This is a genomic window from Bacillus sp. D7-8, assembly GCF_052055895.1.
Taxonomy (GTDB): domain Bacteria; phylum Bacillota; class Bacilli; order Bacillales; family Bacillaceae; genus Bacillus; species Bacillus velezensis.
Genome location: NZ_CP179922.1, coordinates 215380 through 241454 on the forward strand (window position 1 = coordinate 215380; position 26075 = coordinate 241454).

28 protein-coding genes are annotated in these 26075 nt (G+C 45.0%); 22 read left to right on the forward strand and 6 right to left on the reverse strand.

Translation table 11 applies throughout. The annotated features are described in order from the left end of the window. The first annotated feature begins 43 nt into the window (after window positions 1-43). From ACKTRM_RS01230 to ACKTRM_RS01275, 10 genes are all read left to right on the forward strand, one after another. On the forward strand, window positions 44-757 hold the full coding sequence (locus ACKTRM_RS01230; protein WP_023356678.1) for a YjjG family noncanonical pyrimidine nucleotidase: 714 nt from the start codon (window positions 44-46) through the stop codon (window positions 755-757). A gap of 10 nt (window positions 758-767) precedes the next feature. Beyond that, window positions 768-1898: a sensor histidine kinase gene (locus ACKTRM_RS01235; RefSeq protein WP_011996237.1), complete on the forward strand. Its 1131-nt coding sequence runs from the start codon at window positions 768-770 to the stop codon at window positions 1896-1898. Window positions 1899-1902: 4 nt separating this feature from the next. Beyond that, window positions 1903-2547: a response regulator gene (locus tag ACKTRM_RS01240; protein ID WP_011996238.1), complete on the forward strand. Its 645-nt coding sequence runs from the start codon at window positions 1903-1905 to the stop codon at window positions 2545-2547. Between the two features lie 140 nt (window positions 2548-2687). Further along, window positions 2688-3623, forward strand: coding sequence for an ABC transporter ATP-binding protein (locus ACKTRM_RS01245; RefSeq protein ID WP_011996239.1), 936 nt, complete (start codon window positions 2688-2690; stop codon window positions 3621-3623). Window positions 3624-3631: 8 nt separating this feature from the next. Beyond that, window positions 3632-4819 carry an ABC transporter permease gene (locus ACKTRM_RS01250; RefSeq protein WP_011996240.1) on the forward strand — a complete coding sequence of 396 codons (1188 nt, stop codon included), beginning with the start codon at window positions 3632-3634 and terminating at the stop codon, window positions 4817-4819. Beyond that, the gene (locus tag ACKTRM_RS01255) at window positions 4816-5958 is read left to right on the forward strand and encodes an ABC transporter permease (RefSeq protein ID WP_011996241.1); all 1143 of its coding nucleotides are present in this window, start codon (window positions 4816-4818) and stop codon (window positions 5956-5958) included. The genes ACKTRM_RS01250 and ACKTRM_RS01255 overlap by 4 nt, the downstream gene beginning before the upstream one ends. Before the next feature lie 13 nt (window positions 5959-5971). Then, a complete protein-coding gene (locus tag ACKTRM_RS01260; protein ID WP_011996242.1) occupies window positions 5972-6151 on the forward strand; it encodes a hypothetical protein in 180 nt (59 codons plus the stop codon). Between the two features lie 103 nt (window positions 6152-6254). After that, a complete protein-coding gene (locus ACKTRM_RS01265) occupies window positions 6255-6731 on the forward strand; it encodes a DUF4879 domain-containing protein (RefSeq protein WP_011996243.1) in 477 nt (158 codons plus the stop codon). 80 nt (window positions 6732-6811) lie between these two features. Next, window positions 6812-7060 (forward strand): sigma-G-dependent sporulation-specific acid-soluble spore protein CsgA, encoded by a 249-nt coding sequence (locus ACKTRM_RS01270; RefSeq protein WP_038460644.1) that lies wholly within the window; start codon window positions 6812-6814, stop codon window positions 7058-7060. Between the two features lie 109 nt (window positions 7061-7169). Further along, the gene (locus tag ACKTRM_RS01275; protein ID WP_440898458.1) at window positions 7170-7874 is read left to right on the forward strand and encodes a YqeB family protein; all 705 of its coding nucleotides are present in this window, start codon (window positions 7170-7172) and stop codon (window positions 7872-7874) included. 45 nt (window positions 7875-7919) lie between these two features. Here the strand turns inward: ACKTRM_RS01275 and ACKTRM_RS01280 are convergent, their stop codons facing one another. Beyond that, window positions 7920-8180 (reverse strand): hypothetical protein, encoded by a 261-nt coding sequence (locus tag ACKTRM_RS01280; protein ID WP_003156732.1) that lies wholly within the window; start codon window positions 8178-8180, stop codon window positions 7920-7922. Window positions 8181-8365: 185 nt separating this feature from the next. Here ACKTRM_RS01280 and ACKTRM_RS01285 point away from each other — a divergent pair, with 185 nt between their 5' ends. The 3 genes from ACKTRM_RS01285 (at window position 8366) to ACKTRM_RS01295 (ending at window position 12042) form a co-directional block, all read left to right on the forward strand. Beyond that, window positions 8366-9985, forward strand: a complete 1620-nt coding sequence (locus ACKTRM_RS01285) for an APC family permease (protein ID WP_015239073.1) — start codon at window positions 8366-8368, stop codon at window positions 9983-9985. A 531-nt stretch (window positions 9986-10516) separates the two neighbouring features. Continuing rightward, window positions 10517-11719 (forward strand): hypothetical protein, encoded by a 1203-nt coding sequence (locus ACKTRM_RS01290; protein ID WP_011996247.1) that lies wholly within the window; start codon window positions 10517-10519, stop codon window positions 11717-11719. Between the two features lie 74 nt (window positions 11720-11793). After that, window positions 11794-12042, forward strand: coding sequence for a DUF2651 family protein (locus ACKTRM_RS01295; protein ID WP_041482172.1), 249 nt, complete (start codon window positions 11794-11796; stop codon window positions 12040-12042). 181 nt (window positions 12043-12223) lie between these two features. Here the strand turns inward: ACKTRM_RS01295 and ACKTRM_RS01300 are convergent, their stop codons facing one another. After that, window positions 12224-13111, reverse strand: a complete 888-nt coding sequence (locus tag ACKTRM_RS01300) for a glycerophosphodiester phosphodiesterase (RefSeq protein WP_007408993.1) — start codon at window positions 13109-13111, stop codon at window positions 12224-12226. 95 nt (window positions 13112-13206) lie between these two features. Then, window positions 13207-14541, reverse strand: coding sequence for a glycerol-3-phosphate transporter (gene glpT / locus ACKTRM_RS01305; protein ID WP_003156725.1), 1335 nt, complete (start codon window positions 14539-14541; stop codon window positions 13207-13209). A gap of 334 nt (window positions 14542-14875) precedes the next feature. Here glpT and ACKTRM_RS01310 point away from each other — a divergent pair, with 334 nt between their 5' ends. Beyond that, window positions 14876-15118, forward strand: a complete 243-nt coding sequence (locus ACKTRM_RS01310) for a DUF2651 family protein (protein WP_007408994.1) — start codon at window positions 14876-14878, stop codon at window positions 15116-15118. Window positions 15119-15173: 55 nt separating this feature from the next. On the opposite strand, the gene hpaB is transcribed toward ACKTRM_RS01310, so the two are convergent. From hpaB to ACKTRM_RS01325, 3 genes are all read right to left on the reverse strand, one after another. After that, entirely contained in the window at window positions 15174-16619 is a 1446-nt protein-coding gene (gene hpaB, locus ACKTRM_RS01315; RefSeq protein ID WP_025284162.1) for a 4-hydroxyphenylacetate 3-monooxygenase, oxygenase component, read from the reverse strand. A 149-nt stretch (window positions 16620-16768) separates the two neighbouring features. Further along, window positions 16769-17194 carry a hypothetical protein gene (locus ACKTRM_RS01320; RefSeq protein WP_023356680.1) on the reverse strand — a complete coding sequence of 142 codons (426 nt, stop codon included), beginning with the start codon at window positions 17192-17194 and terminating at the stop codon, window positions 16769-16771. Between the two features lie 72 nt (window positions 17195-17266). Continuing rightward, a complete protein-coding gene (locus tag ACKTRM_RS01325) occupies window positions 17267-19441 on the reverse strand; it encodes a glycoside hydrolase domain-containing protein (RefSeq protein ID WP_023356681.1) in 2175 nt (724 codons plus the stop codon). Window positions 19442-19814: 373 nt separating this feature from the next. On the opposite strand from ACKTRM_RS01325, the gene ACKTRM_RS01330 reads away from it, so the two are divergent. The 8 genes from ACKTRM_RS01330 (at window position 19815) to ACKTRM_RS01365 (ending at window position 25987) form a co-directional block, all read left to right on the forward strand. Next, window positions 19815-20258, forward strand: coding sequence for a Ser-Thr-rich GPI-anchored membrane family protein (locus ACKTRM_RS01330; RefSeq protein ID WP_007408999.1), 444 nt, complete (start codon window positions 19815-19817; stop codon window positions 20256-20258). Between the two features lie 264 nt (window positions 20259-20522). Beyond that, entirely contained in the window at window positions 20523-20993 is a 471-nt protein-coding gene (locus ACKTRM_RS01335) for a helix-turn-helix transcriptional regulator (RefSeq protein ID WP_003156718.1), read from the forward strand. A gap of 71 nt (window positions 20994-21064) precedes the next feature. Further along, entirely contained in the window at window positions 21065-22135 is a 1071-nt protein-coding gene (locus ACKTRM_RS01340) for an iron-containing alcohol dehydrogenase family protein (protein WP_011996251.1), read from the forward strand. Between the two features lie 81 nt (window positions 22136-22216). Further along, window positions 22217-23371 carry a phosphoribosylglycinamide formyltransferase 2 gene (gene purT, locus ACKTRM_RS01345; protein WP_011996252.1) on the forward strand — a complete coding sequence of 385 codons (1155 nt, stop codon included), beginning with the start codon at window positions 22217-22219 and terminating at the stop codon, window positions 23369-23371. A 477-nt stretch (window positions 23372-23848) separates the two neighbouring features. Then, complete coding sequence (gene pssA, locus ACKTRM_RS01350; protein ID WP_007409002.1) at window positions 23849-24382, forward strand: CDP-diacylglycerol--serine O-phosphatidyltransferase; 534 nt, start codon at window positions 23849-23851, stop codon at window positions 24380-24382. Next, on the forward strand, window positions 24373-24861 hold the full coding sequence (locus tag ACKTRM_RS01355; RefSeq protein WP_003156711.1) for a DedA family protein: 489 nt from the start codon (window positions 24373-24375) through the stop codon (window positions 24859-24861). Before pssA ends, ACKTRM_RS01355 begins: the two co-directional genes overlap by 10 nt. After that, window positions 24854-25669: a phosphatidylserine decarboxylase gene (locus ACKTRM_RS01360; protein WP_007409003.1), complete on the forward strand. Its 816-nt coding sequence runs from the start codon at window positions 24854-24856 to the stop codon at window positions 25667-25669. Before ACKTRM_RS01355 ends, ACKTRM_RS01360 begins: the two co-directional genes overlap by 8 nt. 42 nt (window positions 25670-25711) lie before the next feature. Further along, window positions 25712-25987, forward strand: coding sequence for a hypothetical protein (locus tag ACKTRM_RS01365; RefSeq protein ID WP_023356685.1), 276 nt, complete (start codon window positions 25712-25714; stop codon window positions 25985-25987). The last annotated feature ends 88 nt before the right edge of the window (window positions 25988-26075 follow it).

Sequence of the window (26075 nt, forward strand, 5' to 3'; positions counted from 1 at the left end):
AGTGGTATACTGGTTAAAAAAAGCAGAACCGGGGGAAACATCGATGAGTCATTACCGTACGTTATTATTTGATATAGACAATACGCTGCTGGATTTTACCGCTTCAGAAACCGATGCTCTTCAAAAATTGTTTCAAGGTTCAAAGCTGGAGCTGACGGCAGAGGTGGAAGCCCGTTATAAAGCGTTAAATCAAGGGCTGTGGAAGGCGTTTGAAGAGGGGGAAATGACCCGCGATGAAGTGGTGAATACACGGTTTGCCCTTTTGTTTAAAGAATACGGCCTCGAAGCCGACGGCGTGCTGATGAATCAGGCGTACCGCCAATACTTAGAAGAAGGGCACCAGGTGATAGACGGAGCTTATGAGCTGATTGAACGGCTGAGTCCTTTATTTGATTTATACATCGTGACGAACGGCGTCTCAAGATCACAATATAAGCGGCTGGGCGACTCCGGTCTGTATCCGTTCTTTAAAGATGTGTTTGTATCTGAGGACACGGGTTTTCAAAAGCCGATGAAGGAATACTTTGATTACGTGTTTGCGAGAATTCCCGGTTTTTCTGCCGAGGGCGGACTTATTATCGGCGATTCACTGAGCGCGGACATAAAAGGCGGTCAGATGGCGGGAATGGATACGTGCTGGTTTAATCCCGGAAAGAAAGCAAATGAGTCCGGAATCATCCCGACGTATGAAATTCATTCGCTTGATGAGCTGTATGATGTGCTGAACGTGGAGCGGAAAGCCGCCGCTCATTTGTAAGGAGAATACGATGAAGATTGCACATACGAAGTTACTGATCAGGGGTTTTGCATTACTATCAATCTTTCATGCGATTCTTCAGCTTCCTCCCGGCCGGGGGGAGCTGAAGGTTTTTTTGTCTGTGCTCGTGATGATGCTGACGGCTAATGACTGCCTGCGGCCGCTATATATGAAGAGAAGGCCGGCTGTATATCAAGTCTCTTTTCTCCTGAGCAACGTTATCGCGGGAGTTCTTTTGTACAATGTCTATAGTGTGGGGACACAGGCCGTAATGGTGCTTTTATTGGCGGAGGTGCTTATTACTGATAAGCAGATTTCGGCTGTTTTGTTAACGATGAATGCCGCCGCATTTGCCGCAGCTTTATACGCCGGCGGAGCGGGTGTCAGTGATATCGTGCCGCCATACTTCATCATGTTTGCGGTGATTTATTTATATCGGAGAAACCTGCAGGAGAAGTCGAAGGTTGAATTGCTGAACCGAGAGCTGAAGATCGCTAATGACACACTGAAGGAATATTCAGACCGGATTGAGGAACTGGCCGTTACGAAAGAAAGAACTAGAATTGCGCAGGAGCTCCATGATTCTCTCGGTCATTATCTGGCTGCTCTGAAAATGAATTTGGAATTTGCCGGGAAGACAGCCGGGCATCAGCCGGACAAAGTGAAGCAGATCATTCATAAGGCGCATGATCTTACGAAAGAATCCATTTTAAAGCTTCGCCAGGCCGTTATGCTGCTGCAGGGCTCTTTGCCGGGGCGGGGATTTGAGCAAGAGCTCCGTGACATTTTCAGCCATTTTCAAGAGGCGGGAGGCATACGCTTCGAGCTGGAGATGGACGCGGCCATAGAAGCGGAACAGCCGGATGTGAAGCATTGTCTTTATCAATCCGTTCAGGAAACGATTACGAATGCGATAAAGCATGGACATGCTTCATATGTTTCTGTCCGGATTCAAAAAAACCGAAACATGATATTGGCGCATATTCATAATAACGGCTCAGCCTGCGGAACGATCATAAAATCAAATGGTCTGAAAGGAATTGAGAAAAGAGCAGCCGCACTTGGCGGAGAGGCTGTTTTCTCGTCTGGGAAGGAAACGGGTTTTGACGTGAAAATAAGGATTCCATGCAAGGAGGAATAATCAAGTGAATGTCATGGTTGCAGACGACCAGTCCATTGTGAGAGAGGGGCTGAAAATGATTCTGAGTCTTCACGAAGGAATTCAAATATCGGGAGAGGCTTCTTGCGGCGAAGAGGTTCTCCGGCTGCTTTCTCAAACCGAAACCGATGTGATTTTGATGGATATCAGAATGCCCGGTATGGACGGAATCGAAACGACAAAAGCGGTTAAAGCGCGATATCCGTCCGTAAAAGTCATCATTCTGACAACGTTTGAGGATGATCACTATATTTTTGCCGGGCTGAAAAGCGGAGCCGACGGCTATCTCTTGAAGGATGCTGATTCAGATGAAATGATCGCCTCCCTTCAAGCCGTTTACGAAGGGAAGATGATGCTGAATCCCAAAATCACGGTTTCCGTCGTAAAAGCGCTGAACAATATGGAGATCCCTGCGGTGCAGAAAGAGCCGCGGACAAAGCTGAAGGAGATTCTCACGCCGAGAGAGCTTGATGTGGCGAAACACATTATGGAAGGCAAAAGCAATAAACGCATTGCCGCAGACTTATTTCTGACTGAAGGCACTGTGAAAAACTATGTATCCAGAATCCTCGATAAACTAGAAGTGTCAAACAGAACTGAGCTTACCTTATATTTGCAAAAATTGCTATAACCCCGCTTCACCTCCTCTCTCCCTTTTTATCACTAAACATATGACGAAAGTAATACCCATATCGAGTACGAAAGTGAATAGAAAACAAGGATTGCCAAGAGTAGAATAAGTGCAGACATGACACAAGGAGTGCTGCACGAATGCTCGAATTAACGGATTTGACAAAGAAGTACGGCGATTTTACCGCTGTCAATCATATATCACTGCGCGTCGAAAAAGGCGAGATATTCGGTCTGCTGGGACCAAACGGCGCCGGTAAATCAACAACGGTGTCGATGATCAGCACCGTGCTCCCGCCAACGGGCGGAACAATCTGCATTGACGGAACCTCATTACAGGAGCAGCCTGCGGCCATAAAAAAAGTGATGGGAGTCGTCCCGCAGGAAATCGCTTTATATCAAGCGTTAAGCGCAAAGGATAATTTGGCTTTTTTCGGGGGTCTGTACGGACTTTCCGGTAAGGAACTTTGTAAACGGGTTGATGAAGTGCTGGACATCATCGAATTACAGGAACAGCGACATCAAAGGGTATCTGAGTTTTCAGGCGGCATGAAAAGACGGGTGAATATCGGGGCCGCGCTAATGAATGAACCTAAACTATTCATTTTAGATGAACCGACCGTCGGAATTGATCCGCAATCCAGACACCATATTCTTGAAACCGTGAAGACGTTAAATCAAGAAAAAGGGATGACCGTCATCTATACGAGTCATTACATGGAAGAGGTCGAATACCTCTGTGAAAAAGCGGCGATCATGGATCACGGCTCAATCATTGCCTGCGGGACGAAAGACGAATTGAAGCAGTCAGCCAAAGCCTCTGATACCCTGATCGTGAATGCAGAGGGGCTGAATCATGACGCCGTTAAAAAAATCCGCCGCATTTCCGGTGTTGCCGAGGCTGCTGTCAGCCAGCAGACCATTACGATGCTCGTCTCTGCGGCAGATCGCAATATCCTTGATATTGCGGATGATATTAGGAAAACCGGTATCACCATTAAAGGCATTCATTTCGAGGAAGCCAATCTGGAAAGCATTTTCCTCCGGCTTACCGGCAAAACGCTGCGGGATTCATAGGGGGCGTCATGAAAATATTATTCAGGCTGATCTTATTAGATTTTCGGTTATTGGCCGGAGCAAAGTCTTTCTATATAAAACTGATTCTGTTTCCGGCACTGATGATTTTTATTTTAGGAACGGTTTTTCACGGCGATTCGAAAGTAAAGCCATTTCAGACCGCGTTTTATAATGCGGATCACGCGGAGAGTTCTTTGGGCGACGTATTAAAGAATGACGTGCTGAAACAAACTGATCTCATCCGTGTAAAAGACATAGGCAGTTACCAAGAAGGGAAACAGCTTGTCAAAAGCGGCAAAGTCTCCGTTTTTGTATACGTGCCGAAAGGCTTTGCAAAAGCGGCAGAACACAATGAAAAAACAAGTATCAAAGTCATCTCGGACCAACAAGGCTCTGTAAACGGAGACATTGTGGAAATGATGGCCGATTCGTTTGTCACCAGAGTAAAAGCGGAGATCAGTGAAGAGAAAGCGGTGCTGAAGCAGTCGGGACATCTGTCAAAGGGAGATGCCAGCAAAATCATCAGCGGCCTTTCGGGTGAACGTGAACAGGCTGTCACCATTCCGAAACAGTCGGCCGGCAATCACGCGGCCCCGATTGATGCGATGCAGTATTATTCAATCGCAATGGTCGTCATGTTCTCCATTATGACCGCGTTTGCGCTCATTCACGGGATAGTGGAAGAGAGACAGCAGCACACGTTATTCAGAATCAAATCAATGCCTGTTTTACGTATCCAGTACGTGGCGGGTAAGCTTTTGGGAATCATGCTTGCCATCCTTATGCAAATGGCTGCCGTCATCATCGCAAGCAGCATCTTGTATCAGGTAAAATGGGGCAATTTGTTTGAAATATTACTGGTTACGATTGTTTATTCATTTGCGATCGGCAGTATCGTGCTTCTTTGGGGGTTTACTGCAAAAAACCACGAGACCGTCTCAAGCATGGCGGCTCCCATTTTATACGGATTCAGTTTTTTAGGCGGAAGCTTTATCGCAAAAGACGGCTTGCCTGACAGTTTGAAAATTGTCCAGGAACTGATACCGAACGGCAAAGCGATCAACAGCTATGTCAGTGTCACGCAGCATGCCGGTCTGAGCGGTATTTCGACGGATTTGGCAGAGCTTGCCGCCATCGGCGCCGTGTTTTTATGTTTGACCATCTGGGTGTTTAAACGGAAGGAGGCTGTTTCATGACGCAGCTGTTATTCATGATCAGACATCAGCTGAAACTGATGCTGCAAAATCGGGCTGCCATCTTTGCGACGATTTCCGCCCCGCTCCTTCTCACATATTTCTTTTCCTTTTCTGCGGATGGCAGTCAGCAGAAGGAAGTATATGTAGCTGATGAGGATCAGAGCGCCTATTCAGCGCAATTTATGAAAATGATTCAGAAAGCCGGCCATATAAAAGTCACGAAGGTCACGGAGGACGTATTAAAAACAAAGGTTCATCATCAGGATATATCCTTTGGATTGCTGATCGGCTCTCATTTTGAAGAGACATTATTTTCCGGAGATGAATTGAACGTTTCATTTATTCAGAATGAAGAAAAGGGTGATGCTGTTTTGACAGAGCAGCTGATTGCGCAGCAGGCGGGCGCGCTGAAAAAAATAGTCCGCGATGCAAAAGTGATATCCCGCACGCTGCACACCGACGGGAAGCAGGCGGCAGCTGATCTCTTGAAGGATATTCAGGGTCATTCCGCCGTCAATGTTGACCGCCATCACGTTTATGAAGGCGGACAGGCAGCCGACAGACTTATCGGGTTTTTAGTGATGTTTATCTGGTTCGTTGCAGTCCAAAGCCTGCGATCATTTATAGATGAACAAGAAAATCATACATATGACAGATTGCTGAGCACGCCCGTTTCCTATACGGCATATGCAATCTCTAAGTTTGCGGCGGCGTATCTTTTCGGTCTTCTCCATATTATCGTGATCCTCGCTGCCGGAACATTCATGCTGCATATCCGTTTTGCTGATCATGTTTTTGCTGCGGGAGCGGTGCTTGCGGCCTGCTCGTTTGCGCTGACTGCTGTAACGATGGCCGTGATACCGTTCATGAAGAGCCAAAAGCAATTCACGTCGCTTGCTTCGGTTTTTATAGCTGTCACGGGTTTATTGGGAGAGGCTTTCTTCACATTAGACGCGGCTCCAGAGTACATGCAGATGCTGTCGTTGTTTACTCCTGAAATATGGGCGATCGGCGCGTTTCAAAACAATGGCGGAGGCAGCATGCAGATAGTGCCGCTGAGCCTGTTTCTTGCTGCCGGTGCAGCGTCATTGGTCTTATCACTTTATATGATAAATCGTCATATGAAAAAAAACGGTTAGAAGGGTGGCTGCTTTGTATATGGCAGAAATGATCGGAATCATAGAATTGCTCGCGGGAGCCGCAATGAACGTATGGATCGGGAGGCTCGGAAAAACCTTTTTCGGTAAAGATGACAGAAGTTCGAGAGTCGTGTTAAGAATCTGCGGCATCTTTCTCATGATCAACGGTGTTTCAAGAGCGTTTCATATCTAGTTCACAAAGTGTTCCGGACTCTTTTATAAAATGTAATCTTTTTCCTTGTAAATCATGTAAAATAGTATAGGATTCTACGAAAAGAATAAGAGGGGGAAGAAACATGAAAAAGAGACTCGTTATGCTATTCGCGGCGGCCGCCGCTGTTTTGTTGCTTGTGAGCGGGTTGTGGGTTCCGTCTGCGTCTGCGGCGCCGGCTCCTGCTTTAACACAAATCCGTATTATCGGTGTGACGTCTGACGGTCAGAATTACCAATGGGAAAATATCGGACCGAACCAAATCAGCGCATCAAAACCGATGAAGGGTACAACGGGTTATTTAGCCGTATATTTCCAGGGGTATCCGAACAATAACACGATCCAGGCGTTTAACAACGGAACGAATATTACAAATCTTACGTCAAAAGCGCTGGAAGATGAATATACGAAAAACGGCAATATCGTTACAGGCTATATTAAATATTACAGTGTTCCTCTTTCTTATGTCAGTTCAGGAACGTTCTCTTTCTCCGCAACGGGGCTGAACGGGCCGTACACGCCGTTAAGCAGCGGATTTTTCTCCATTCAGGTACAGAGTTAAAACAGCCGCCCGGTGCTTTCATGTATAGTTTTTCTCTCTTTCCGGGAAGCTATTCCTAAAGAAAAGGGAGGGCTTACATGATGGACAGGACACTCGGATATTTGCGCGAGTCGCTTTCGAACCACTTGGAGCATGACGTGTGCCGAGGGATTTATAAAAAGCTTCAGGCGAAGCATTATGCAAATGAGGGCGAGTTTGTGAAAGATCTAAATGATTTGGAAATGGATGCGCTGAATCAGGTGCTTGAAAAGGAAATCAAATATGCTGAGAACGAGCAGGATGAGAAGCGCACGATGGAATTGAATGAAGTATATGAGCTCCTGTTTTAAAAAGCCTCCCGGCGGTCGGGAGGCTTTTTATTGTTTCGGAAACAGTTTACATAATCATCCAACCCTTTGTATAATGGATAGTTGTGAAAAACACAGACGGAGGAGAAACATGAACGAAATAAAAATAAAAAAACAGACGGTTCTTGAGTTATCATCGGTTGAAAAAGCTTTGGTTTTTCTGGTGCCGCCAATATTGGGGCTGGTCATCGGATGGTTTCTGCCGGTCATTGCGAAATGGGCCGTAACATTGGATTGGCTGCCTGTTATCGGGCCGCTGGAAATGATCGCTTCTTTTCACGGATGGAAGGCTGCGGCTGCAACCGCCGTTATCGGCTTAATCGGGGGAGTGTGGCTGACGCGGGCAGCTTTTAAAGAAACTCTTGTGGCAGTCGTGACGGACAGCGAGGTGTCCTTAACCATATATAATGAAGAAAGCGTGTTTTCGAAAGACAGCATTTCCGGTGTGTTTACGGATGAAAAGCATCTTGTCTTATTGGGGACTGAAGGGCAGGAGCTTTTTCGGGAGAAGCTTGAGCCCGCGGTTGAAAAAGCGGCTGATGCGTTTCGCGCGCATGGGTATGTCTGGCTGGGGACGGAAGATCCTTTTAAAGAAGAATACAAACGGTGGGTGCCGGACACGCCGGATTTGGAGCCTGGGGCAAATGCTCTTTTAAAAGCGAGAGAAAAGGCGCTGAAAGAGGAGGAAAAGGCTGATGCGAAAGAGCTGAAAGCGGAAATATCCAAACTGGGCATTACCGTGCGGGAGAAAGGATCGCGCCAATATTGGCGGATCTATCAAACGCCGTCTGCATAAAAAAAGCTGCCGCCGTTTGATACGGCCGGGCAGCCCGGGAACAGATTATTTCTTCTTGTCATCATAATATTGAACCGGGTACATGGAGCCTTCGGATACCATTTTATTATCTTCAATATCTTCGGGATGCGGGTTGCCTGCTTTGTTGACGGGGAATGATTCAATATCCTGCTTCCCGGAGAGCGATGTTTTCATATTGCGGATAAAGTTCATCACCTTTTGGCGGTTTGATTTATCTTTGAGCAGGTAGGAAGTCACTCCGACAGTCGACACGGCAAGTCCTGAAATGAGCAGTTTTTGTTTCACGATAAAAACTCCTTTCTATTTCTGGCTTGCAGTAGTTATTCCCGCTTAACGGCTGTTTAAACATCTGAAGGGTAATTTTGGCTTTCCGCTTTAATGCGATAAAGATTGACAAAACTATTTTCAGAATAATATTATAAATATATGATAGCGCTGGAGTCATATTTTAATTGAAAGGTGTTAACTTTATGAATCAATTACATCGCAGAATGGGAACGTTTGCACTCATGATGGTCGGACTTGGGTCGATGATTGGCTCCGGCTGGTTATTCGGGGCGTGGCGGGCGGCTCAGATTGCGGGACCTGCCGCAATTATTTCCTGGATTATCGGTATGATCGTTATTTTGTTTATCGCACTTTCTTACAGTGAATTGGGTTCAATGTTCCCGGAAGCCGGGGGAATGGTAAAATATACTCAATATTCTCATGGATCATTTATTGGATTTATCGCAGGATGGGCAAACTGGATTGCGATTGTTTCCGTTATTCCGGTGGAAGCGGTTGCGTCTGTTCAATACATGAGCTCATGGCCGTGGGAATGGGCAAAATGGACAAGCAATCTCGTTCACAACGGCACTCTTACGGGAGAGGGGCTCGGCTTCGCATCCGTATTACTGATTATTTACTTTTTACTGAATTATTGGACAGTTAACTTATTTTCAAAAGCGAATTCATTGATTACCATCTTTAAAATCATTATTCCGGGGCTGACAATCGGAGCGCTGCTGTTTACCGGTTTTCATGGCGGAAACTTCACATCCGGTTCAAGTATTGCGCCGAACGGCTGGGCAAGCGTGCTGACGGCGGTGGCCACATCAGGTATCGTATTTGCGTTTAACGGGTTTCAAAGCCCGATTAACATGGCCGGAGAAGCAAAAAATCCCGGCAAATCGATTCCGATTGCGGTTGTCGGTTCGCTGCTGGTCGCAACCGTCATTTACGTCCTATTGCAAATCGCATTTATCGGTGCGGTTGAACCTTCCATGATCGTTCACGGCTGGAGTCACCTGAACTTCAACTCTCCATTTGCCGATTTGGCGATCGCATTGAATATCAACTGGCTTGTCATTATTCTTTATGCGGATGCGTTCGTATCTCCGTCGGGAACGGGTATCACTTATACCGCTACGACGTCACGCATGATTTACGGCATGGAAAAAAATAAATATATGCCGAGCATTTTCGGAAAGCTTCATCCGCTGTACGGCGTGCCGCGCCAAGCGATGATTTTCAACCTGATCGTATCGTTTATCTTTCTGTTTTTATTCAGAGGATGGGGCGTGCTTGCTGAAATCATTTCCGTTGCGACGCTGATTTCTTATATCACGGGTCCCGTGACGGTGATGACGCTGCGGCGGACGGCGGCGGATTTGTACCGGCCTCTCCGTCTGAAAGGCCTCAGCGTGGTTGCACCGCTCGGCTTCGTGTTCGCGTCTCTCGTGCTGTATTGGGCGCGCTGGCCGTTAACAGGGCAGGTGCTGTTTATCATTTTGATCGGCCTTCCGATTTATTTCTACTACCAAGCGAAAGCGAAGTGGAAAGGATTCCGCAGAAACTTTAAAGGCGGCGTCTGGATGGTTGTCTATCTGCTCAGCATGATGGTCATTTCATGGCTCGGAAGTGAAAAATTCGGCGGTCTGAACATCATTCCGTACGGCTGGGATATGGGGCTGATCGCAATCGTTGCCCTTGCCTTCTATGCGTGGGCGCTGAAGAGCGGATTCAAGACTGAGTATTTGAAAGACGCCAAAGCAATCAATGATCAATTAAAAGGCGGACAGGCGGAAGCCGCTGCCGGAAAAGAATAATGATTGATAAAAACCTTGCGGTAACGTTCCCGCAAGGTTTTTTGATCGGGCAAAAAAATGGGTTCGATACAGACGTGACGATGAATGAGAAAGCCTAACGACAGGCAACCAAGGACAGTATTCTTTTTTCTCATGATTTCTCCGCCTTATCAATAACTGTCTTCCATATTAAACAATGAATGTAAAAGATATGTTGGGCAACTATTAATCTTTTATGTTTCTTCTTCTTCATGCTTCATCTTTTTCCTGTACTCCAAAGTCAAAGTTTTAGAGACAAAACAAATAATTAACCATAGAATAAATACAGTACGTAAGTTGAGATTACAATAATTGTATAATAAATTAAAATATAGGAGAATAAATAAATAGCAGGAGGTAATAAGTATGAAAACGCGAAAATTATGACTGGGCGTCTATCCAAGAGACATCAGAGATTCCAATTATACAAAAACTATTAAAACATTTAGATGAATTATTTCACTCCCTAAGTTTATTTAGGGAGTCATATTATTTTAAGGAGAGAGATTATATTTGAACAAGATTAAGTGGCTTATTATAATTGCGGTCATAGTATTAATAGGTATATTTATATGTATTGGAACTTTTAAATATACTAATTCAGTTTCTAATGTTAAACAAACTGAAAAAGAAAAGGAAAAGTATTTCTTGAATGATAAAATTGCAGCTATATATTATTCAGCTACAATAGATTATCCTAAAGATGGGAGTTATACTGTATACATTGATGAAAAAGGAGCAGCAACAGCTGTAAAAGGAGATGCTATTGAGGTTGGAACCATTGCACAAGATGAAAAAAACATAGTTAGACAGGACAAAAAAGAAGTTTATATGATAGGCGATAACTTTAAAAAATTCCCGATGCAACATCAAGTACATACAAGTTATGGGCAATCATCAGGCCATTTAATAAAAGAAAATATCTTTTATTTTTTGAATAATCAAGGAGTCGGTGAAAACCATTATAATAGTTTAATTAGATGGGGTAACGGCAGTGGATTTCATGAGAAGATTATTCCGGGTTTCTATACAAGTACTGGTAATGACGGTGAATATATTTACGTGATAAATGAAGATTCTTCAATCAAAACACCGACTTTTCAGGGTGTTAAAATAGATAAAGATAAAGTTACAGTAGGGAAAGGAACAACAATTCCTATATTAAATGAAGAAAATTGGAGTGTTTATTCACAAATAATAGTTAAAAAAAGCTCAGCCTTTTTTATACTATATAACCAAACGGATAAATCAAACAAAGTACAATTCAAAGTAGCAGAAATTGATTTAAAGCATAAAAAGTTTAAAGGGGCATATCCTTTAGGCAGTTATCATATCCCTGATGAAATTTCTCAACTGGCAATTCCTCTTTCCACTAATAACTTTTTTGTGAAAAATGACACTTTATATCATTTGGCAGCTAATTCAATACTTTATACTTTCGATCTGAAAAGTATGAAGCCGGGAAAAAAAATCCCGTTAAATAGGTCGACAAAATTTGAAAACCAAGCAAAATTCACTTATTTTGACGAGTCTAAAATTTTCTTGTTAGAAATAAGCAAGGGTGGGAAATATGTGATTAATTCTTACTCTTATAAAAACGGAAAAAAATTAAAATCTACTCCTATCAGAGGACTTGAAAAAATTATTAACAATACCCATGTTTCTGAATATGACTTTTTTATGATTAAGAAAAACAAAGAAGTTTGGAGTGATTAGATACATTTTTTAAATCGCTAGACAGCTGAGTGAGTATATTTAAAGGGAAATTAAATTCACAAAGGAGAATAATAATGGATGAGCTAGATCTTGCTTTTGGTATTTTACCACTTTCTATTATCGTCTTATCGATTATATTCACTTATATTTTCAAAAAAGTCTATATAATGCCGCTTGTCAGTATAGTTGTTTCAGTCATATTAATGTTCACTGTTTTTAATCTATCCTTCTGGGGATGGGTGGTTGTCTATGGTTTAGTATCACTTGTATTATCGTCTATTACAAATAGTATAAGAAAGAAACTAGATAATAGAAATAAATAATTATATTCCTTTGTTTAAAAAGGTATCACAAGTAATTCATCATTACAGTGATACCTTTTTATAATTAAGGTGAGTCTCAGCCTTTTAATAATATGCTCCGCCCGCTACATAACCCATGATGGCGTTTGCATTATTGGGCAAAAAAAATGGGTTCGGCATCATCCCCGAACCCATGCTGGCTTTATGATTTGTATTCTTTTTTAACCTTTTGGAATATATCCGCATAGTTGGTAAACACACCGGTTACGCCCCAATTCAGCAGACGGCGCATGTCCGCCTCGCTGTTTACGGTGTAAGGATGAAGCAGAAGGCCGTGGCTGCGAATGTTTCGGACATTTTGAGCGTTCAGCGCTTTGTAATCCGGTCCGATTCCGACGGCATATGTTTTAATGTCCGTTAAATCTGCGTCAGTCATTGACGTCATCTGTTCCGCTTCAAGCAATTGGACGGCGGGAAGTTTCGGATCGAGCTGTTTGATTTTCAGAAGGCTGTCCCTGCTGAAAGACTGAATGATAACTTGTCCAAGTTTCGCATGCTTACCTGCCAATTTGTATTTTTTCAGTGAAGCGATCAGTTTTTCTTCCATACCCGGATATGTTTCGGGCGCCTTTGTTTCAATATAATAGTTTGCATGTCTGCCGAACCGTTTTAACACGTCATCAAGTGTGGGAACGCGAAGTCCGGCGTATTGCGGTTTTGCTTTTTCCGGATAGGCCTTATTGAACCAAGAGCCGGCGTCGAGCTTTTGAATCTCGGCTAATGTATGATCCTTCACCCAGCCTTGTCCGTTTGTGGTGCGGTCCAGTTTTTCATCATGCATGACGATCAGCTTGCCGTCTTTTGTCATTTGTAAATCCAGCTCAATATAGTCAGCCTTCATTTTTTGCGCAGTTTCATAAGAAAGGATCGTGTGCTCCGGGACATACCCCGAAGCACCGCGATGGGCAATGGTCAAAATTCTGTCAGGAGACAAGAGGTTTCCTTTTCCCGCTGCCGATACAGGCGTGACGATGAATGACAATAAACCGAATGAAAGCAATACCAAAGCAAACAATTTATGTTTCCGCATGTTTTCTTCCCCCTTAAAAATCAATATCTGTCTCTAGTGTAGAAAATCGTTGTAAATGCTGTACTGCAAAAATATTAATCTTTTATGTTGTTTTCTTACACATGCTCCGCCCGCTTGCCCGTATTCCACGTCATAGCCAAGAAGACGATGGACAGCACGCATGAGGAGATAAGCATGATAAAGCCGCCGTTCCAGTCAAAGCGGTCTACGACATAACCCATGATGGCGTTGGCGAAAGCAGAGCCTCCGATGTAGCCGAAAAACCCGGTTAAGCCGGCTGCCGTTCCCGCCGCTTTTTTAGGCGCAAGGTCAATGGCCTGAAGCCCGATCAGCATGACAGGTCCATAGATTAAGAAGCCGATGCTGATCAGCGCGATATTATCGATGAGCGGATGACCGGCAGGGTTAAGCCAGTAGACCAATACAGCGATAAATACGCCGGCCATGAACAGTACGCCTGCCGGCGCGCGGCGGCTTTTGAAAAACCGGTCGCTGATCCAGCCGCACAAAATCGTTCCCGGAATTCCCGCATATTCATAAAGGAAATAAGACCATCTGGAATCTTCAGGAGAGAACCCTTTCGCTTCCGTCAAATAAGTCGGCGCCCAGTCAACGACACCGTACCGCACAAAATAAACAAACACATTGGCAAATGCGATATACCACAGAAACTTATTATTCAGCACGTATTTGAAAAGAATTTCTTTGGTCGTCATCTCTTTTTCCTGGTCTTTGAACGCATGTTTCGGATAGTCATTCCGGTATTCTTCAATCGGCGGAAGCCCGCAGGATTGCGGCGTGTCCCGTACGAGAAGAACAATCACAAATGAAATGACGATGGCGATAATCGCCGGAAAGAAAAACACGCTTTTCCAAGTAACAAACATGGCGATGCCGAGAGTCACGAGCGGGGCGAGAATACCTCCGCCTATGTTATGGGCGACATTCCATATCGACATTTTCGTACCGCGTTCACTGATGGAAAACCAATGAGCCATCGTCCGTCCGCAAGGCGGCCAGCCCATTCCTTGAAACCATCCGTTAATAAACATAAAAATAAACATAATCGTCACGCTTGACGTGACCCACGGCATGGAAACAAATAAAATGTTTACGACACCTGACAAAAACAGACCCGTCGCAAGGAAATACCTCGGGTTGCAGCGGTCAGACACCATCCCCATAATAAATTTACTGAAGCCGTAAGCGATTGATACGGCCGCAAGCACCAAGCCAAGTTCCCCTTTTGAAAAACCTTGTTCCTGAAAATAAGGGATAGCGAAGGCAAAGTTTTTGCGAAGCAAATAATACCCGGCATACCCGATGAAAATCCCCAAAAATACTTGCAGCCTGAGCCGTTTATAGGCCGCATCCGTCTTTGAATCATCCAATCTCTCAATATGCGGAGCCGGCTTAAACAATTGAAACATCATATCCTCCCCTTTGCTGAACGTCTATCATGATGTATGTATGACTCCTTTCCTTGAAAATGACAAAAAGAACCAGAAATCACCCTTGTGAAAGGGCGGGGTTTCCTGGTTCTCCTCATCTCCATCCAAAAATCATTAACTTGTGTATGATAGCGCTTTCTTAAATTATCACAGTCTGACGTGAATGTAAACGCTTTAAGGAAAGTTTTCATTTTTTTGAATAAATAACCGGAGGGAAAATCAGCCGGAGCGCGAAAGATTTGAAGTACTCGATTTTGTACTCAGGCATAAGATGTGTTAGGCCGGACTAAGAAAAGCGAAGGGAGTGCATCTGTTGATTGATGAATTGGATTTTGCGTTCGGTGTTCTGCCGCTTTGTATCATCATCTTGTCAGTCGCCGGAACGTACCTGTTTAAAAACGCGTTCATTATGCCGGCTGCCGCTTTGGCCGTTTGCCTTATATGCACCTTTACCGTATTGAATTTCTCGTTTATCGGGTGGGCCGTTGTGTATACGCTTGTCTCTTTCGCGTTATCGCATATTACGATGGTGGTGATCAGCCAAAATAAAAAATAGGATCGGCGGCAGCCGATCCAGCTATCATAAGCAGAGATGCGCTCTCTGCTTTGTTTTATTTATGAATGTGCAGGAATTCCTTGATGACCGCGGTCTGTTCTTCTTTCGGATAGCTTCTGTACAGATGGCTGGTTAAGCGGACGGGGTCACCGAAGAAGTACCGCTCATATTGTGTCTGTCTTGTTCCGAAGGGGCTCATGGTCAAATCCCATGCGAGGCGGAACACTTTTACCCGGTCCTCAGCGTTCAATTCGGCCGCCTGCAAATATTGGTCAAGGTCTCCTCTGATGTCAGAACGGAACGCTTTTTCAGTCGGCAAAGTCACCATTCCGCTTGCCCCGATCAGCTGAATGATTTCCGTGAAGCGCGGGTAGATGTCGGGGAAAATCGCGCTGACCACACGAAGCGGAGTGACACTCGGACGCATATAACCCCATTCATCTGTTTCCGCATCATTCTCCGACTTTTCCAAAAGGGCTTTCATCGTTTCCAGACCGGTGATGATTTCAGCCATCTTAGCCTGAATATGCTGATATTCGCCCACATCTATCGCTTCGACAAGCGTTTGGGCGAGGCCCAGGAGAAACTCCGTCTTTACAATTTGTCTCGTGATAACTTGATGAAATGCGAAGGCGTTAAAAGAGCTTTTCATATTAAAATCAAAAGCCGCCTCGTAATTATTATAAAAAAATACGCGTTCCCAAGGGACCAAAACGTGATCAAATACAACGATAGAATCCATTTCTTCATATCTTGAGCTGAGCGGATAATCAAACGATGATTTTCCGAGTACGAAAGATTCCCTGCAGATGAATTTTACTCCCTTTGTATTGGAAGGGATTGAAAAAGCGAACGCTTCATCCGATTCAAAATACATTTTAGGCAGAGAAACCACGAGCACTTCATCCGTCAGGCCGCCTTGTGTGGCTAAAATCCGGGCGCCGTGTATGATGAGGCCTTTTTCATTTTTATCGACGACTTTTGCCGAGATAGGTGTCGGCGATACGTTTACACCCATTTGTGAACGATTCACCTGAGGGGTGATAAACGTGTGCGTAAAAGAAAGATCCTGTGCAGCAGCGCGTTCGTACAGCGCTTGAACATGTTCCGGAAAACAATGATCGCGGTCTTTCAAAAGCGCGGCGGAGGAGGCGAAGCTCATCAGCACGGTATTCATATAATCCGGGCTTCGTCCCATCATTCCGTGCGTGTGTCTGGCCCAATGTTCGAACATGTTTCTTCTTCTTTTTACGTCTTCTTTCGTTTTCGGCTGCAGGTATGAAAGCCCGGCCCGTTCTTTTTTACCGGGGAGACTGTAAGTCATTTGATCTTTCATATCCGGTTTCGTTTGCAAATCATAAAGAGAGCGCTTCGTTTCCAGAAGGCCCTTAAATGCGGGATGTTCAGAAATCTGTCCCTCGATCTTTTCACCATCAAGCCAAATCTCATTTCCAAGCTGATTTAATCGGTCAATGAACATTTTGCCATTAATGATACCCATCATGTCGCCCTTCTTTCTTTGCAGATCCACTACCTCATTATATTGAAAACGAAATTGGGTGTTCCGGTTATTTCCAAAGGGGAAGAGCCTTTTTGATAAGGGGGGTGAAGGGATTGCATAATAAAAAAACCCCTTAAGCAGAGGGGTTTTTAACTGATCATGTCTTTGTATCGTTGTTCGAGGACAAAGTCTATCATTCCGGTGATACGGGTGTTTTCAGATTTTTGTCTGAAACGGTCAGACACTTGGATTTTTCTTGAAAACGGAAATACAGCAATAATCCAAACAAGGCCGGCCAGGCCGAAAACCATCTGCAGAGCCATTTCAATCAAATCATTAAAATGAGTGCTGAAAAAAAAGATATATAACGTGATGAATGTAACTGTACATACGATTTTGACAGTATGTTGGAAGGTGAGGGGCGGTTCAGTGAAACACATTTTCATTTGATTCAGTGTGAGCGAATCTTGTTTCATTAAGTATGTAAGCAGTTCTTTGTCATTTTGACTTCGCGGAATCAAATCGGTTTCTATTTTTTGAACGGTTTCCTTGTATGTCTGCATATCAATCTTCATGCGAATCCTCCTTTAGAAATAACTCCAAGAATACTCATTGAGCATTCCTGGAGCAAGGAGCTGCCTGTTCAATTATAGAAATAGTGATAAAACCGTGCTGAACAAGGCTGCAGCTCCTCCTAATTCAGGTGCTAAAACGACTAAAGCACCGATCCCTACAATAACAATAATTCCTGCGCCTGCAATAGCCATGGTATTCACGACAGAATCCCAATCCGGGGAGTACACCTCTTCGGAATCCGGCAACCTGAAGCTCTTTTGTTTTATTTTAAATGTAATGGTAGTTGTTAGTCCAGTTGTAGCACTGTCACCGACCGGAATATCAGGTGTATAAATTTTAAATTGAATATTCAGCGATCCTGCAGCCGGATTGACATACACTTCTAAATAACCGTTGCGGACTGACAAGCTCAGACTGTTAAGCAGGTTTTGATAGGAATCAATTTGTGATGCTGTAAAAGAGACTTGTGAATCTCCCATCAGACCGGTAATATAGGCTCCCGGTTTGCCATTTGTAATGGTAACTGTGTTGGGAGAACCTTCGCTTGGCACTGTTGCCAAAAGTGAAGTAGATAAAAGAATATCCATTTCAGGTGATGCATAAATGGTTTCTGTCTTGTCGAATTCAAACATGGCATTCGCAAGATTCGATATATTTTCTAAAGCAGGAATGGTTGTTAAAATATCCGTCAGTGTGCGCAGTCTTGCATCATACACAGGATCAGAAGGCGGATGGACGCTGCTTACACCCGAGTCTTTTCCGGAGTATCCGTCTTTGTCAATGGCGACTTTTCCCGCTCCGCTTCCGATCGTTCCTTCATAAAATTGATCAAAAGCCCAGTTTTTCGGCATCGGGTATCCGAGGTTGCCGCTGAATCCGGTCGACATGTTAGCTGTAAAGCTATATTTGGTCAGACCTGCTTCTGATGTCCGGATACAAATGTTTCTCGGTCCGTATACCCCGATTTCATATTTCGGCGCAGTTGAGAACGCCTGCATTTTCATAAAAGCTGACTTGATTTCTTGGAAGTAAGGAATGATTTTATCCGTGACTTCATAATCATACGCATCGAAATCGACCGCAAAGTAAATGGTCGTTCCTGACGGAAAACCTAATCTTCGGGCGGCTGATGCAGCGCTGTACGCATCTCTCGTTCCTTGATCTTTTACAAAATAAGAAGATTCATAGCCGCCGTCCTGATAAATCGGAAACACGCTTAAGCCGGCATTGAAAATCGTGGAAAGTTCTTTTGACGTTAACGCTTTCGATGTCAGTCCGCTGCTTGTCCGCACATTCCCGGTCAGATATCTTCCCACGATCTTATAGCCATTCTCACGCAAAGTTTTAGCCGTATCTGCCGTCAAAATGGCAGCGGTGTCACAAGTTGAAGCAGCCCGCGTTGTGTCGCCTGAGCTTGATAATAAAGCTTTAATCGTCGGCATGTCCGCATAACCGGTCTGCGGCAGGCACATAAACTTTTGAAAAGCTTTCACTGCCGATACAACTCCGACGCCGTATTTTCCGTCGAATTCACCGGGATCAAACGCTTCCCCATTACAGTAAAGCGCGTATTGGACAATCAAAACAAAGCCTGTCCGTGAATCGCCGGGAGTCAAGGTAGGGCATAAGCTGGTCGTCCCGTTTCCGAAAAATCCATTGGCGACGCTTGTGCTCATGCCTTCTTCTTTTTGCAGGGCATAAATGAGAGCCTTGTTTGTATCGCGGGCATATAAGCCGTCACAAGGCATCAAGCCGATGTAGTCATTGTAATCCCGGTTCAGGTTCTGCTGGATTTGGCGGATTCTTTTGTCGCCTCCCGCTACTAATCGAAAAGCGCTCATATCCAGCAAGGCTTTCATAATGAGTGCCGTGACGATGCCGTCTTGCTTAGTGAGCCCGGCCGCTTTTTGAAACTCTTTTACAGCGCTTTCGGTATTTTCATAGAAAACGCCTGAAAATCCGCCGGGGTTAAAACCTTTACACCACAGCGCCCCTTGCAGAATGTAATTCATGTTTGTCGGCTTAGAATCGGGAGCCTGCTTTTTCAACGGCTTAAACAATCTTTGTGTCGTCGGTCCGAAGTTATCGGCAGGTTCTGAAATACCAAGCTCAATTTGAAGCGCCCGTGTCAGACCGTAAATGGTATCCCAGCCCGTTTTTCCGTTTTCCGGCACTTTGTTGTACCCGTGTCTGCCTTTGTACGTCTCATTCAGCCATTGTTGTGTTTCCAGGACCATTTCGTCCATTGCAATCCCTCCATTATGTGTATTGTGCGTTCATTCATAGGTGGCAAACGTATGACAGTTTGTCATGGGTGCAGGGGTTTATCCAAGGAGAGCCCCATTACAGCAGCAGAACAAACGCCGAAAGAGAGGCATTGATAGGAAAAGACCTCGCTATGACAATTGATACAAAAACAACAAAATGAATAGTGGTTTAAAGTAACTTTATCACTTAATCAAAAATGACAAGAATCATAAGTAGTAGTCATATAGTCATTTTAAGGGCTGTTCACATCTCTTCCTGCAGTCAAAATGGTTAGTTGGACGGATTTATGATTGGCTATATTGTCATTAACATAAATAGGGTAAATAGTTACAGGAAGGAAGGATTTTCTCGATGAAAAGCAAAAAGATTTTTAAGTCGCTCATCATTATTTTTACTCTTTTAATCAGCGGAATTGGTTTTATGGGTTTTTCTTCTCCGCAAAAAGCAGAGGCTAAAGACTGGCTTCATACTTATAAAAGCGGGTATTTCACTAACTATGTGATCAATACATATCACCCTAAATTCACTAAAACGACAAAAAAGTACACCTTGAGAGCTGTGACTTTTAAATCCAACAGTAAAGGGAAGGGCACGTATAAAATATACGTCCAAAAGCAAGTCAACGGCAAAGGTGCCTGGAAAACAATCAAAACCGCCAATGCAAAGAAAAATGGAACGACTTATTTTGAAACACCTTCGTTAAAAAAAGGAGATTCATACAGATTTAAAATGGTCAATCAGGGTTCGAAAAAACGTGTCAATTATAGTGCAAGATGGATTGTATTCGCTTCATAATGCTGATCTTCCGGTCTATAAAGTTTTAGCTGCTGCAGCTGCGGCAGCTTTTTATTTTCTCCGGAGCTCAACCGCCAGGGAGCCCGCACCTGTCTCTTCGGGCGTGCGTTTGTATTTCACCGCATCATTCTGGATTATGCGGAAAGGTACATCGCTTCAATGATAAGCCAATCCAGGGTTCTTTTGATTCGTTTGAAAATGTTCTGATATAAAAAAGGCGTGCCGCGGTGTAAAATGGCTATATTGATAAATATGGAGGTTGAGATGGATCAAGATTATATGACTGAGCTTGTCTCAGTCCAGCTGAAGAAAATCCGGTCGGAGAGAGGCTACACACAGGAGAAAATGGCGGATGTGATCGGTCTTTCTAAAAAGTCGCTGGTGCAGATTGAGAAAGGGCGGGCGCTTGCGGAATGGCCGCACGTTGTGGCGGTTTGCGCGCTTTTCAGATCAAGTGAAACACTGCAATCCGTATTAGGAGATGATCCGCTGGAGGTCATTGAAACGGTTGCTCACCGCACAATTGACAGGCCGAAGGGGAAGACGATGGGCGGCAAGGTGTGGTGGAAAGCCATCGAGAAAAAAGGCGAGTTCCGCTTGCAGCAGCATTTGATTTCCCACCATTACCGCATCCTTGATTCTTATGATGATCTGTGGTTCAGCAGTTTTGAAAAGGCAGAGGCTTTGGAGCGGCTTGATGAGCTGTTTTTGGAGGCGGAAGAAGCGAAGCGCTAAGCACCTCCGGTTGATGTATTTTCTGACAAGTGGGAAAATATATATAAATTCCAGCCAAAGGAGAGATTCGAATGAAGCCTGAAGATATCGTCCGAAGCGGCCCGAATCAGTACATATGCAAGGAAGGAATCGCAAAAGAACTTCCGGGGCTGCTGGAGACATTCAGAAAACCCGTTATTGTGACCGGAATCAAATCCTATCAGGCGTTCTCCGATTACAGCGGCGGTTCTTCCTGGGATGTGATTCAGCATAAAGGATACTGTTCACCTGAGGCGGTGCGTAAGGTCTGTGAGCAGGCGGAAGACGCGGATGTGATCATCGGTATCGGAGGCGGCACGATTTTGGATTTGGCAAAAGCGGCGGCAGACCGGCTTGATATTGAAGCTGTGATGGTTCCTTCCATTGCGGGGACGTGTGCGGCAAGTACGCCGTTGAGTGTCATATATGATGAGAGCGGCAATTTTATCAGAGTTGATTATCATAAGCGTTCAAGCTATTTGACGCTTGTTGATCCGCTGTTTTTGCTTTCCTCTCCCATTGAATATATGAAAAGCGGGATCGGTGATACGCTGGCGAAATGGTATGAGGCCGAGGCGGTCATCAGAAATACGGAGGAGGCGGCGCCGCTGATGGCGCAGGCGGGGCTGAGACAGGCGGAATATATCCGTAATCTGTTATTGCGTTACAGTGAAGCGGCCGTCGGAAGCATGGAGAAAGGCGAGCTGTCCGTGCCGTTCATCCATACGGCGGAAACGATCATTATGCTTGCGGGGACGGTCGGCGGGTATGGCGGCCGTTTGTGCAGGATGGCAGGGGCGCATGCGGTCCACAACGGACTCAGTTTTCTTCAGGAGACACATCAGGTGCTGCATGGCCAGAAGGTTGCTTACGGCATATTGGTGCAGCTCGCGCTTGAGAATCGGAGACCTGAGATTGAAGAGCTGCTTCCGTTTTACCGCCGGCTCGGTTTCCCCGTCAGTCTCTGTGATCTCGGCATCCTTGACAACCATGAGGAAGCCAAGCGCTGCATTGCTTCTCACGCCTGCCGGGCGGAAGAATCGTTATGCTTAATGGGGCAATATCGCGAGAAGGATGTGTCAGCGGCGATTGAATCGCTCGAATCAGCGCAAAAGACAGGATAGAGCTTGTTATCTATCTTGTCTTTATTTTTTGAATATTTCCGTTATAATGAGTGGGGTATAGAAAGGGAGGAGCCAAAGGACATGTATCAGGCGAAGAAGATGTTGTTATTAGGATCAGGCGAGCTGGGGAAAGAAGTCGTCATTGAAGCGCAGCGGCTCGGGGTTGTCACTGTAGCCGTTGACAGCTATGAGCATGCTCCCGCCATGCAGGCCGCGCACAAAAGCTATGTGATTGATATGCTTGATAAAGCGCAGGTCAGAGAAGTCATTGAGAAAGAAAAACCGGACTTGATCGTGCCGGAAGTGGAAGCCATTGCGACGGATGAGCTGCTGAAGCTTGAGGAAGAAGGTTTTCACGTCATTCCGAATGCGCGTGCGGCAAAGCTGACGATGGACCGTGAAGGCATCAGACGGCTTGCGGCAGAGACGCTTCATCTTCCGACTGCCGGCTATGAATTCGCGAATACATATGAAGAATTTAAAGAAGCGGCGGAAACAATCGGCTTTCCGTGCGTGGTAAAACCGCTGATGAGCTCTTCCGGAAAAGGGCAAAGCGTGTGCCGCTCGGCTTCCGGGCTGAAAAGCTGCTGGGACATGGCGATGGAAGGCGGCCGGGTGAAAAACGGCCGGGTCATCGTTGAGGAATTCATTCCGTTTGAATCAGAAATCACTCTTCTGACAGTGCGCGCGGCGAACGGTACGTCCTTTTGCGCGCCGATCGGACATGAACAAAAAGACGGTGACTATATTGAATCATGGCAGCCTCATCATATGACGGAACAGCAGATCAAAGAGGCGAAACACATTGCGAAAAGCATAACGGACGAGCTCGGCGGATACGGTTTGTTCGGGGTGGAGCTTTTCCTTACTGAAGATAAAGTATATTTCAGCGAGGTGTCCCCCCGTCCGCATGATACGGGGCTCGTTACGCTTGTAACGCAAAATTTGTCAGAGTTTGCGCTGCATGTCCGCGCGGTATTGGGATTCCCGATTCCGGAAATCACTCAGCTGTCGCCGGGGGCAAGCCGTCCGCTGAAGGCGCCAAAAGAGCTTGCTGATTATGCGGTTGAAGGTTTGGAGAAGGCTTTGGCGGTAAAAAGCACTCAGGTCCGCGTATTCGGTAAACCCGTCACGAAAGTAGGACGCCGTATGGCGGTTGCGCTTTCTGCAGCTGAGACCGTTGAAGAGGCCAGAGAAAGAGCGGCCGAAGCACTCAGTCATTTATCAATTACATAAAATGATCTTAAAAGGCGTTTTTACCGTAATGGTAAGGCGCCTTTTTTGTTTGGACAGACTATATACTGGAAAACGGGGTTGTGAGATAATGTATGAGGCCGTTTTGTGCCGGCTTTTTAATTCATGAAACTTTTTATGTCCGCAATCGTTATATGTAATGTTCTCATTTCACGGAGAAGGAAATAACAATACATCATACGGCTTTTCATTCATCAAGAACGGACAATCCGGATCGCGGCATGGAATATTTAAGCAGGGTAATCCGGAATAGAGGAAACCATGATTGCTTACCTTAATATGAACGGCGAAAAAACAAAAATCACCAGATTAGATTGTTCAAATAACACCAAATGCTGTATAATAAAAGAATTTGAATGATAGCATTGAAAGAATTTCATTTTATGTTTCCGTAAAATGGAGCCTTTATGCATACGCAGTCCGATTTGATATGGTTTTAATTGGAGGTTTGTGTAAACTGTGAATTATATACCTAGTATGATTACAATTGGAAATTTTATTTGCGGGCTCTTATCGATTCATTCCCTTTTGTATCATAATATACACTCTGCGGTGATTTTTATTTTCACCGGGATGTTTCTTGATTTCTTTGATGGTTTGGCCGCCCGTAAGCTGAACGCGGTATCGGAGATGGGAAGGGAGCTTGACTCTTTTGCTGATCTCGTGACGTTCGGCGTTGCGCCGTCCATGCTCGCTTACAGTGTTTCACTATATACGATTCCGTTCATCGGAATTTTAATCGCGCTTTCCTACAGTATCTGCGGGATGATCCGTCTTTCCAGATTTAATATTGAACAAAGCAAGCTGCCGACGTTTATCGGGATGCCGATTCCGTTTGCGGGTATGTGTCTTGTCATTTTGAGCTTTATCAATAACGCTTTTCTTCTGGGGGCGGGAACGATCGCGCTCGGTTATTTAATGGTCAGCAACATTAAATTTCCGCACTTTAAAAAACAGGCGCCTGAAAACCTGGAGAGCAGAAGATGGAATTAGTTCAGCAATTAATATCCGATTACGGATATATCGCGATTTTTCTTATGCTGACACTCGGTATTATCGGATTGCCTATTCCGGATGAAGTCATGATGACGCTTGTAGGCTACTTCGCTCATTTAAACGTGCTGAATTACGGGCTCTCCATTCTGATCAGCTTTATCGGAGCGCTCCTTGGGATGATTATCAGCTACTTCATCGGCAGAAAAGCCGGCCGGCCGTTTATTAATAAGTTCGGGAAATGGGTCGGCCTGAAGGAAAAGAGGATGGAGAAAGTAGACAGGTGGATGAAGAAGTACGGGCCGTACACCATTATTTTAGGTTATTTCATCCCCGGCATCAGACACGTGACCTGCTACTTTTCCGGAATCGGCAGAATGGAATTCAAAACCTACTTATGCTTCGCCGCCATCGGAGCGTTTTTATGGTGTTTTATTTTTATTACTATAGGAAAATTCATAGGAGTAATCAATGTTTAATACTGCCGCTAAAGTTCTTTACCGTTCATTGATTGAACTGACTAATAATCGATTGACGTCTTATCTCATTAAAAACTTCTGTGAATCGAAACTGAGCAAGCCGATGATTCCGCTGTTTTCCAAACACTATCGCATCAACTGGAATGAAACGGAGCGCACGGCTTCTGACTTTGATTCACTGGCGTCATTTTTCATTCGTGATATTAATTTGAATCTCCGCCCCGTGGCAAAAGAGAAGAACGCCATCGTCAGCCCGGTGGACGGCGTCGTTCAGACGGTGGGCATGATTAAACCCAATCAAACTTTCATGGTAAAAGGGAAGGATTATTCGTTCGCCGAACTGACGGGGTTTAAAAGCGCCGATCACAAGTATAACGGCGGGTGTTTTGCCGTGCTTTACCTGAGCCCGAGACATTACCACCGCTTCCATTCTCCCGTCAGCTGCACGTATCAGAAGCTGGCCGAGCTGGGGAAACGCTCCTATCCCGTTAATACGATGGGGTTAAAGTACGGGAAAGATGTGCTCTCAAAAAATTACCGTTATGTGTACGAGCTGACCCGTGCTGACCAGCAGATGCTCATGATTCCGGTAGGTGCGATGAATATTAACTCGATCGTTCAGACAAACACCGGAAACAGGCTTGAGACGGGGGAAGAGCTGGGCTATTTTTCATTTGGATCGACCGTTATTTTAGTATTCGAGAAAGATATGTTTACCCCTTCGGATAACCTGACTGAAGGCCGTGAATTACAGGTCGGCCAGATCATCGGTTATGCGGAGTCACAGGAGGAGGCGTCCGCTTTATAAAAGCTGCTCCTCTTTTTTATATGGTGTAAGGAAGTGAATATTATGGAAGAAAAGGATTTGGCAAAGCTGATAGAGCAGTACCAGCATACAGGGGATCAGCAAATTCTTGAAGCCGTGCGGGACGCATGCCGGCCTGTCGTTGAGGCGCTCATCTCAGAACTGGCTGAAGACAGCGCCTATCTTTTGCGGGCAAAAGGCCGTGACCGTTTTCCGTTTATTATCGGCAAGTATCAGACCGCGGCCGGCCTTTCGCTTGAGACCTTTTTGCGCAACACGTATCGGTTTTATTTTCAGCAGGTTTTAAAAGGCGAAGCGTGACTGGAAGAAAGAGTCCGGACGGAAATGTTCATCTTTCGCCCGTTTTCCTGTATGATATAGTAGAGTGTGCGATCATTAATTTAATTGA

What these genes read in the sequence shown, in the direction of transcription:
- ACKTRM_RS01265 (WP_011996243.1), top strand. Translation starts at nt 6,255, where the DNA reads ATGAAAAAGAGACTCGTTATGCTATTCGCGGCGGCCGCCGCTGTTTTG.
- ACKTRM_RS01285 (WP_015239073.1), top strand. Translation starts at nt 8,366, where the DNA reads ATGAATCAATTACATCGCAGAATGGGAACGTTTGCACTCATGATGGTC.
- ACKTRM_RS01335 (WP_003156718.1), top strand. Translation starts at nt 20,523, where the DNA reads ATGGATCAAGATTATATGACTGAGCTTGTCTCAGTCCAGCTGAAGAAA.
- ACKTRM_RS01295 (WP_041482172.1), top strand. Translation starts at nt 11,794, where the DNA reads ATGGATGAGCTAGATCTTGCTTTTGGTATTTTACCACTTTCTATTATC.
- ACKTRM_RS01355 (WP_003156711.1), top strand. Translation starts at nt 24,373, where the DNA reads ATGGAATTAGTTCAGCAATTAATATCCGATTACGGATATATCGCGATT.
- ACKTRM_RS01325 (WP_023356681.1), bottom strand. Translation starts at nt 19,441, where the DNA reads ATGGACGAAATGGTCCTGGAAACACAACAATGGCTGAATGAGACGTAC.
- ACKTRM_RS01320 (WP_023356680.1), bottom strand. Translation starts at nt 17,194, where the DNA reads ATGAAGATTGATATGCAGACATACAAGGAAACCGTTCAAAAAATAGAA.
- ACKTRM_RS01360 (WP_007409003.1), top strand. Translation starts at nt 24,854, where the DNA reads ATGTTTAATACTGCCGCTAAAGTTCTTTACCGTTCATTGATTGAACTG.
- ACKTRM_RS01365 (WP_023356685.1), top strand. Translation starts at nt 25,712, where the DNA reads ATGGAAGAAAAGGATTTGGCAAAGCTGATAGAGCAGTACCAGCATACA.
- glpT (WP_003156725.1), bottom strand. Translation starts at nt 14,541, where the DNA reads ATGTTTCAATTGTTTAAGCCGGCTCCGCATATTGAGAGATTGGATGAT.
- ACKTRM_RS01245 (WP_011996239.1), top strand. Translation starts at nt 2,688, where the DNA reads ATGCTCGAATTAACGGATTTGACAAAGAAGTACGGCGATTTTACCGCT.
- ACKTRM_RS01250 (WP_011996240.1), top strand. Translation starts at nt 3,632, where the DNA reads ATGAAAATATTATTCAGGCTGATCTTATTAGATTTTCGGTTATTGGCC.
- ACKTRM_RS01255 (WP_011996241.1), top strand. Translation starts at nt 4,816, where the DNA reads ATGACGCAGCTGTTATTCATGATCAGACATCAGCTGAAACTGATGCTG.
- ACKTRM_RS01235 (WP_011996237.1), top strand. Translation starts at nt 768, where the DNA reads ATGAAGATTGCACATACGAAGTTACTGATCAGGGGTTTTGCATTACTA.
- ACKTRM_RS01340 (WP_011996251.1), top strand. Translation starts at nt 21,065, where the DNA reads ATGAAGCCTGAAGATATCGTCCGAAGCGGCCCGAATCAGTACATATGC.
- purT (WP_011996252.1), top strand. Translation starts at nt 22,217, where the DNA reads ATGTATCAGGCGAAGAAGATGTTGTTATTAGGATCAGGCGAGCTGGGG.
- hpaB (WP_025284162.1), bottom strand. Translation starts at nt 16,619, where the DNA reads ATGGGTATCATTAATGGCAAAATGTTCATTGACCGATTAAATCAGCTT.
- ACKTRM_RS01300 (WP_007408993.1), bottom strand. Translation starts at nt 13,111, where the DNA reads ATGCGGAAACATAAATTGTTTGCTTTGGTATTGCTTTCATTCGGTTTA.
- ACKTRM_RS01330 (WP_007408999.1), top strand. Translation starts at nt 19,815, where the DNA reads ATGAAAAGCAAAAAGATTTTTAAGTCGCTCATCATTATTTTTACTCTT.
- ACKTRM_RS01270 (WP_038460644.1), top strand. Translation starts at nt 6,812, where the DNA reads ATGGACAGGACACTCGGATATTTGCGCGAGTCGCTTTCGAACCACTTG.
- ACKTRM_RS01275 (WP_440898458.1), top strand. Translation starts at nt 7,170, where the DNA reads ATGAACGAAATAAAAATAAAAAAACAGACGGTTCTTGAGTTATCATCG.
- ACKTRM_RS01230 (WP_023356678.1), top strand. Translation starts at nt 44, where the DNA reads ATGAGTCATTACCGTACGTTATTATTTGATATAGACAATACGCTGCTG.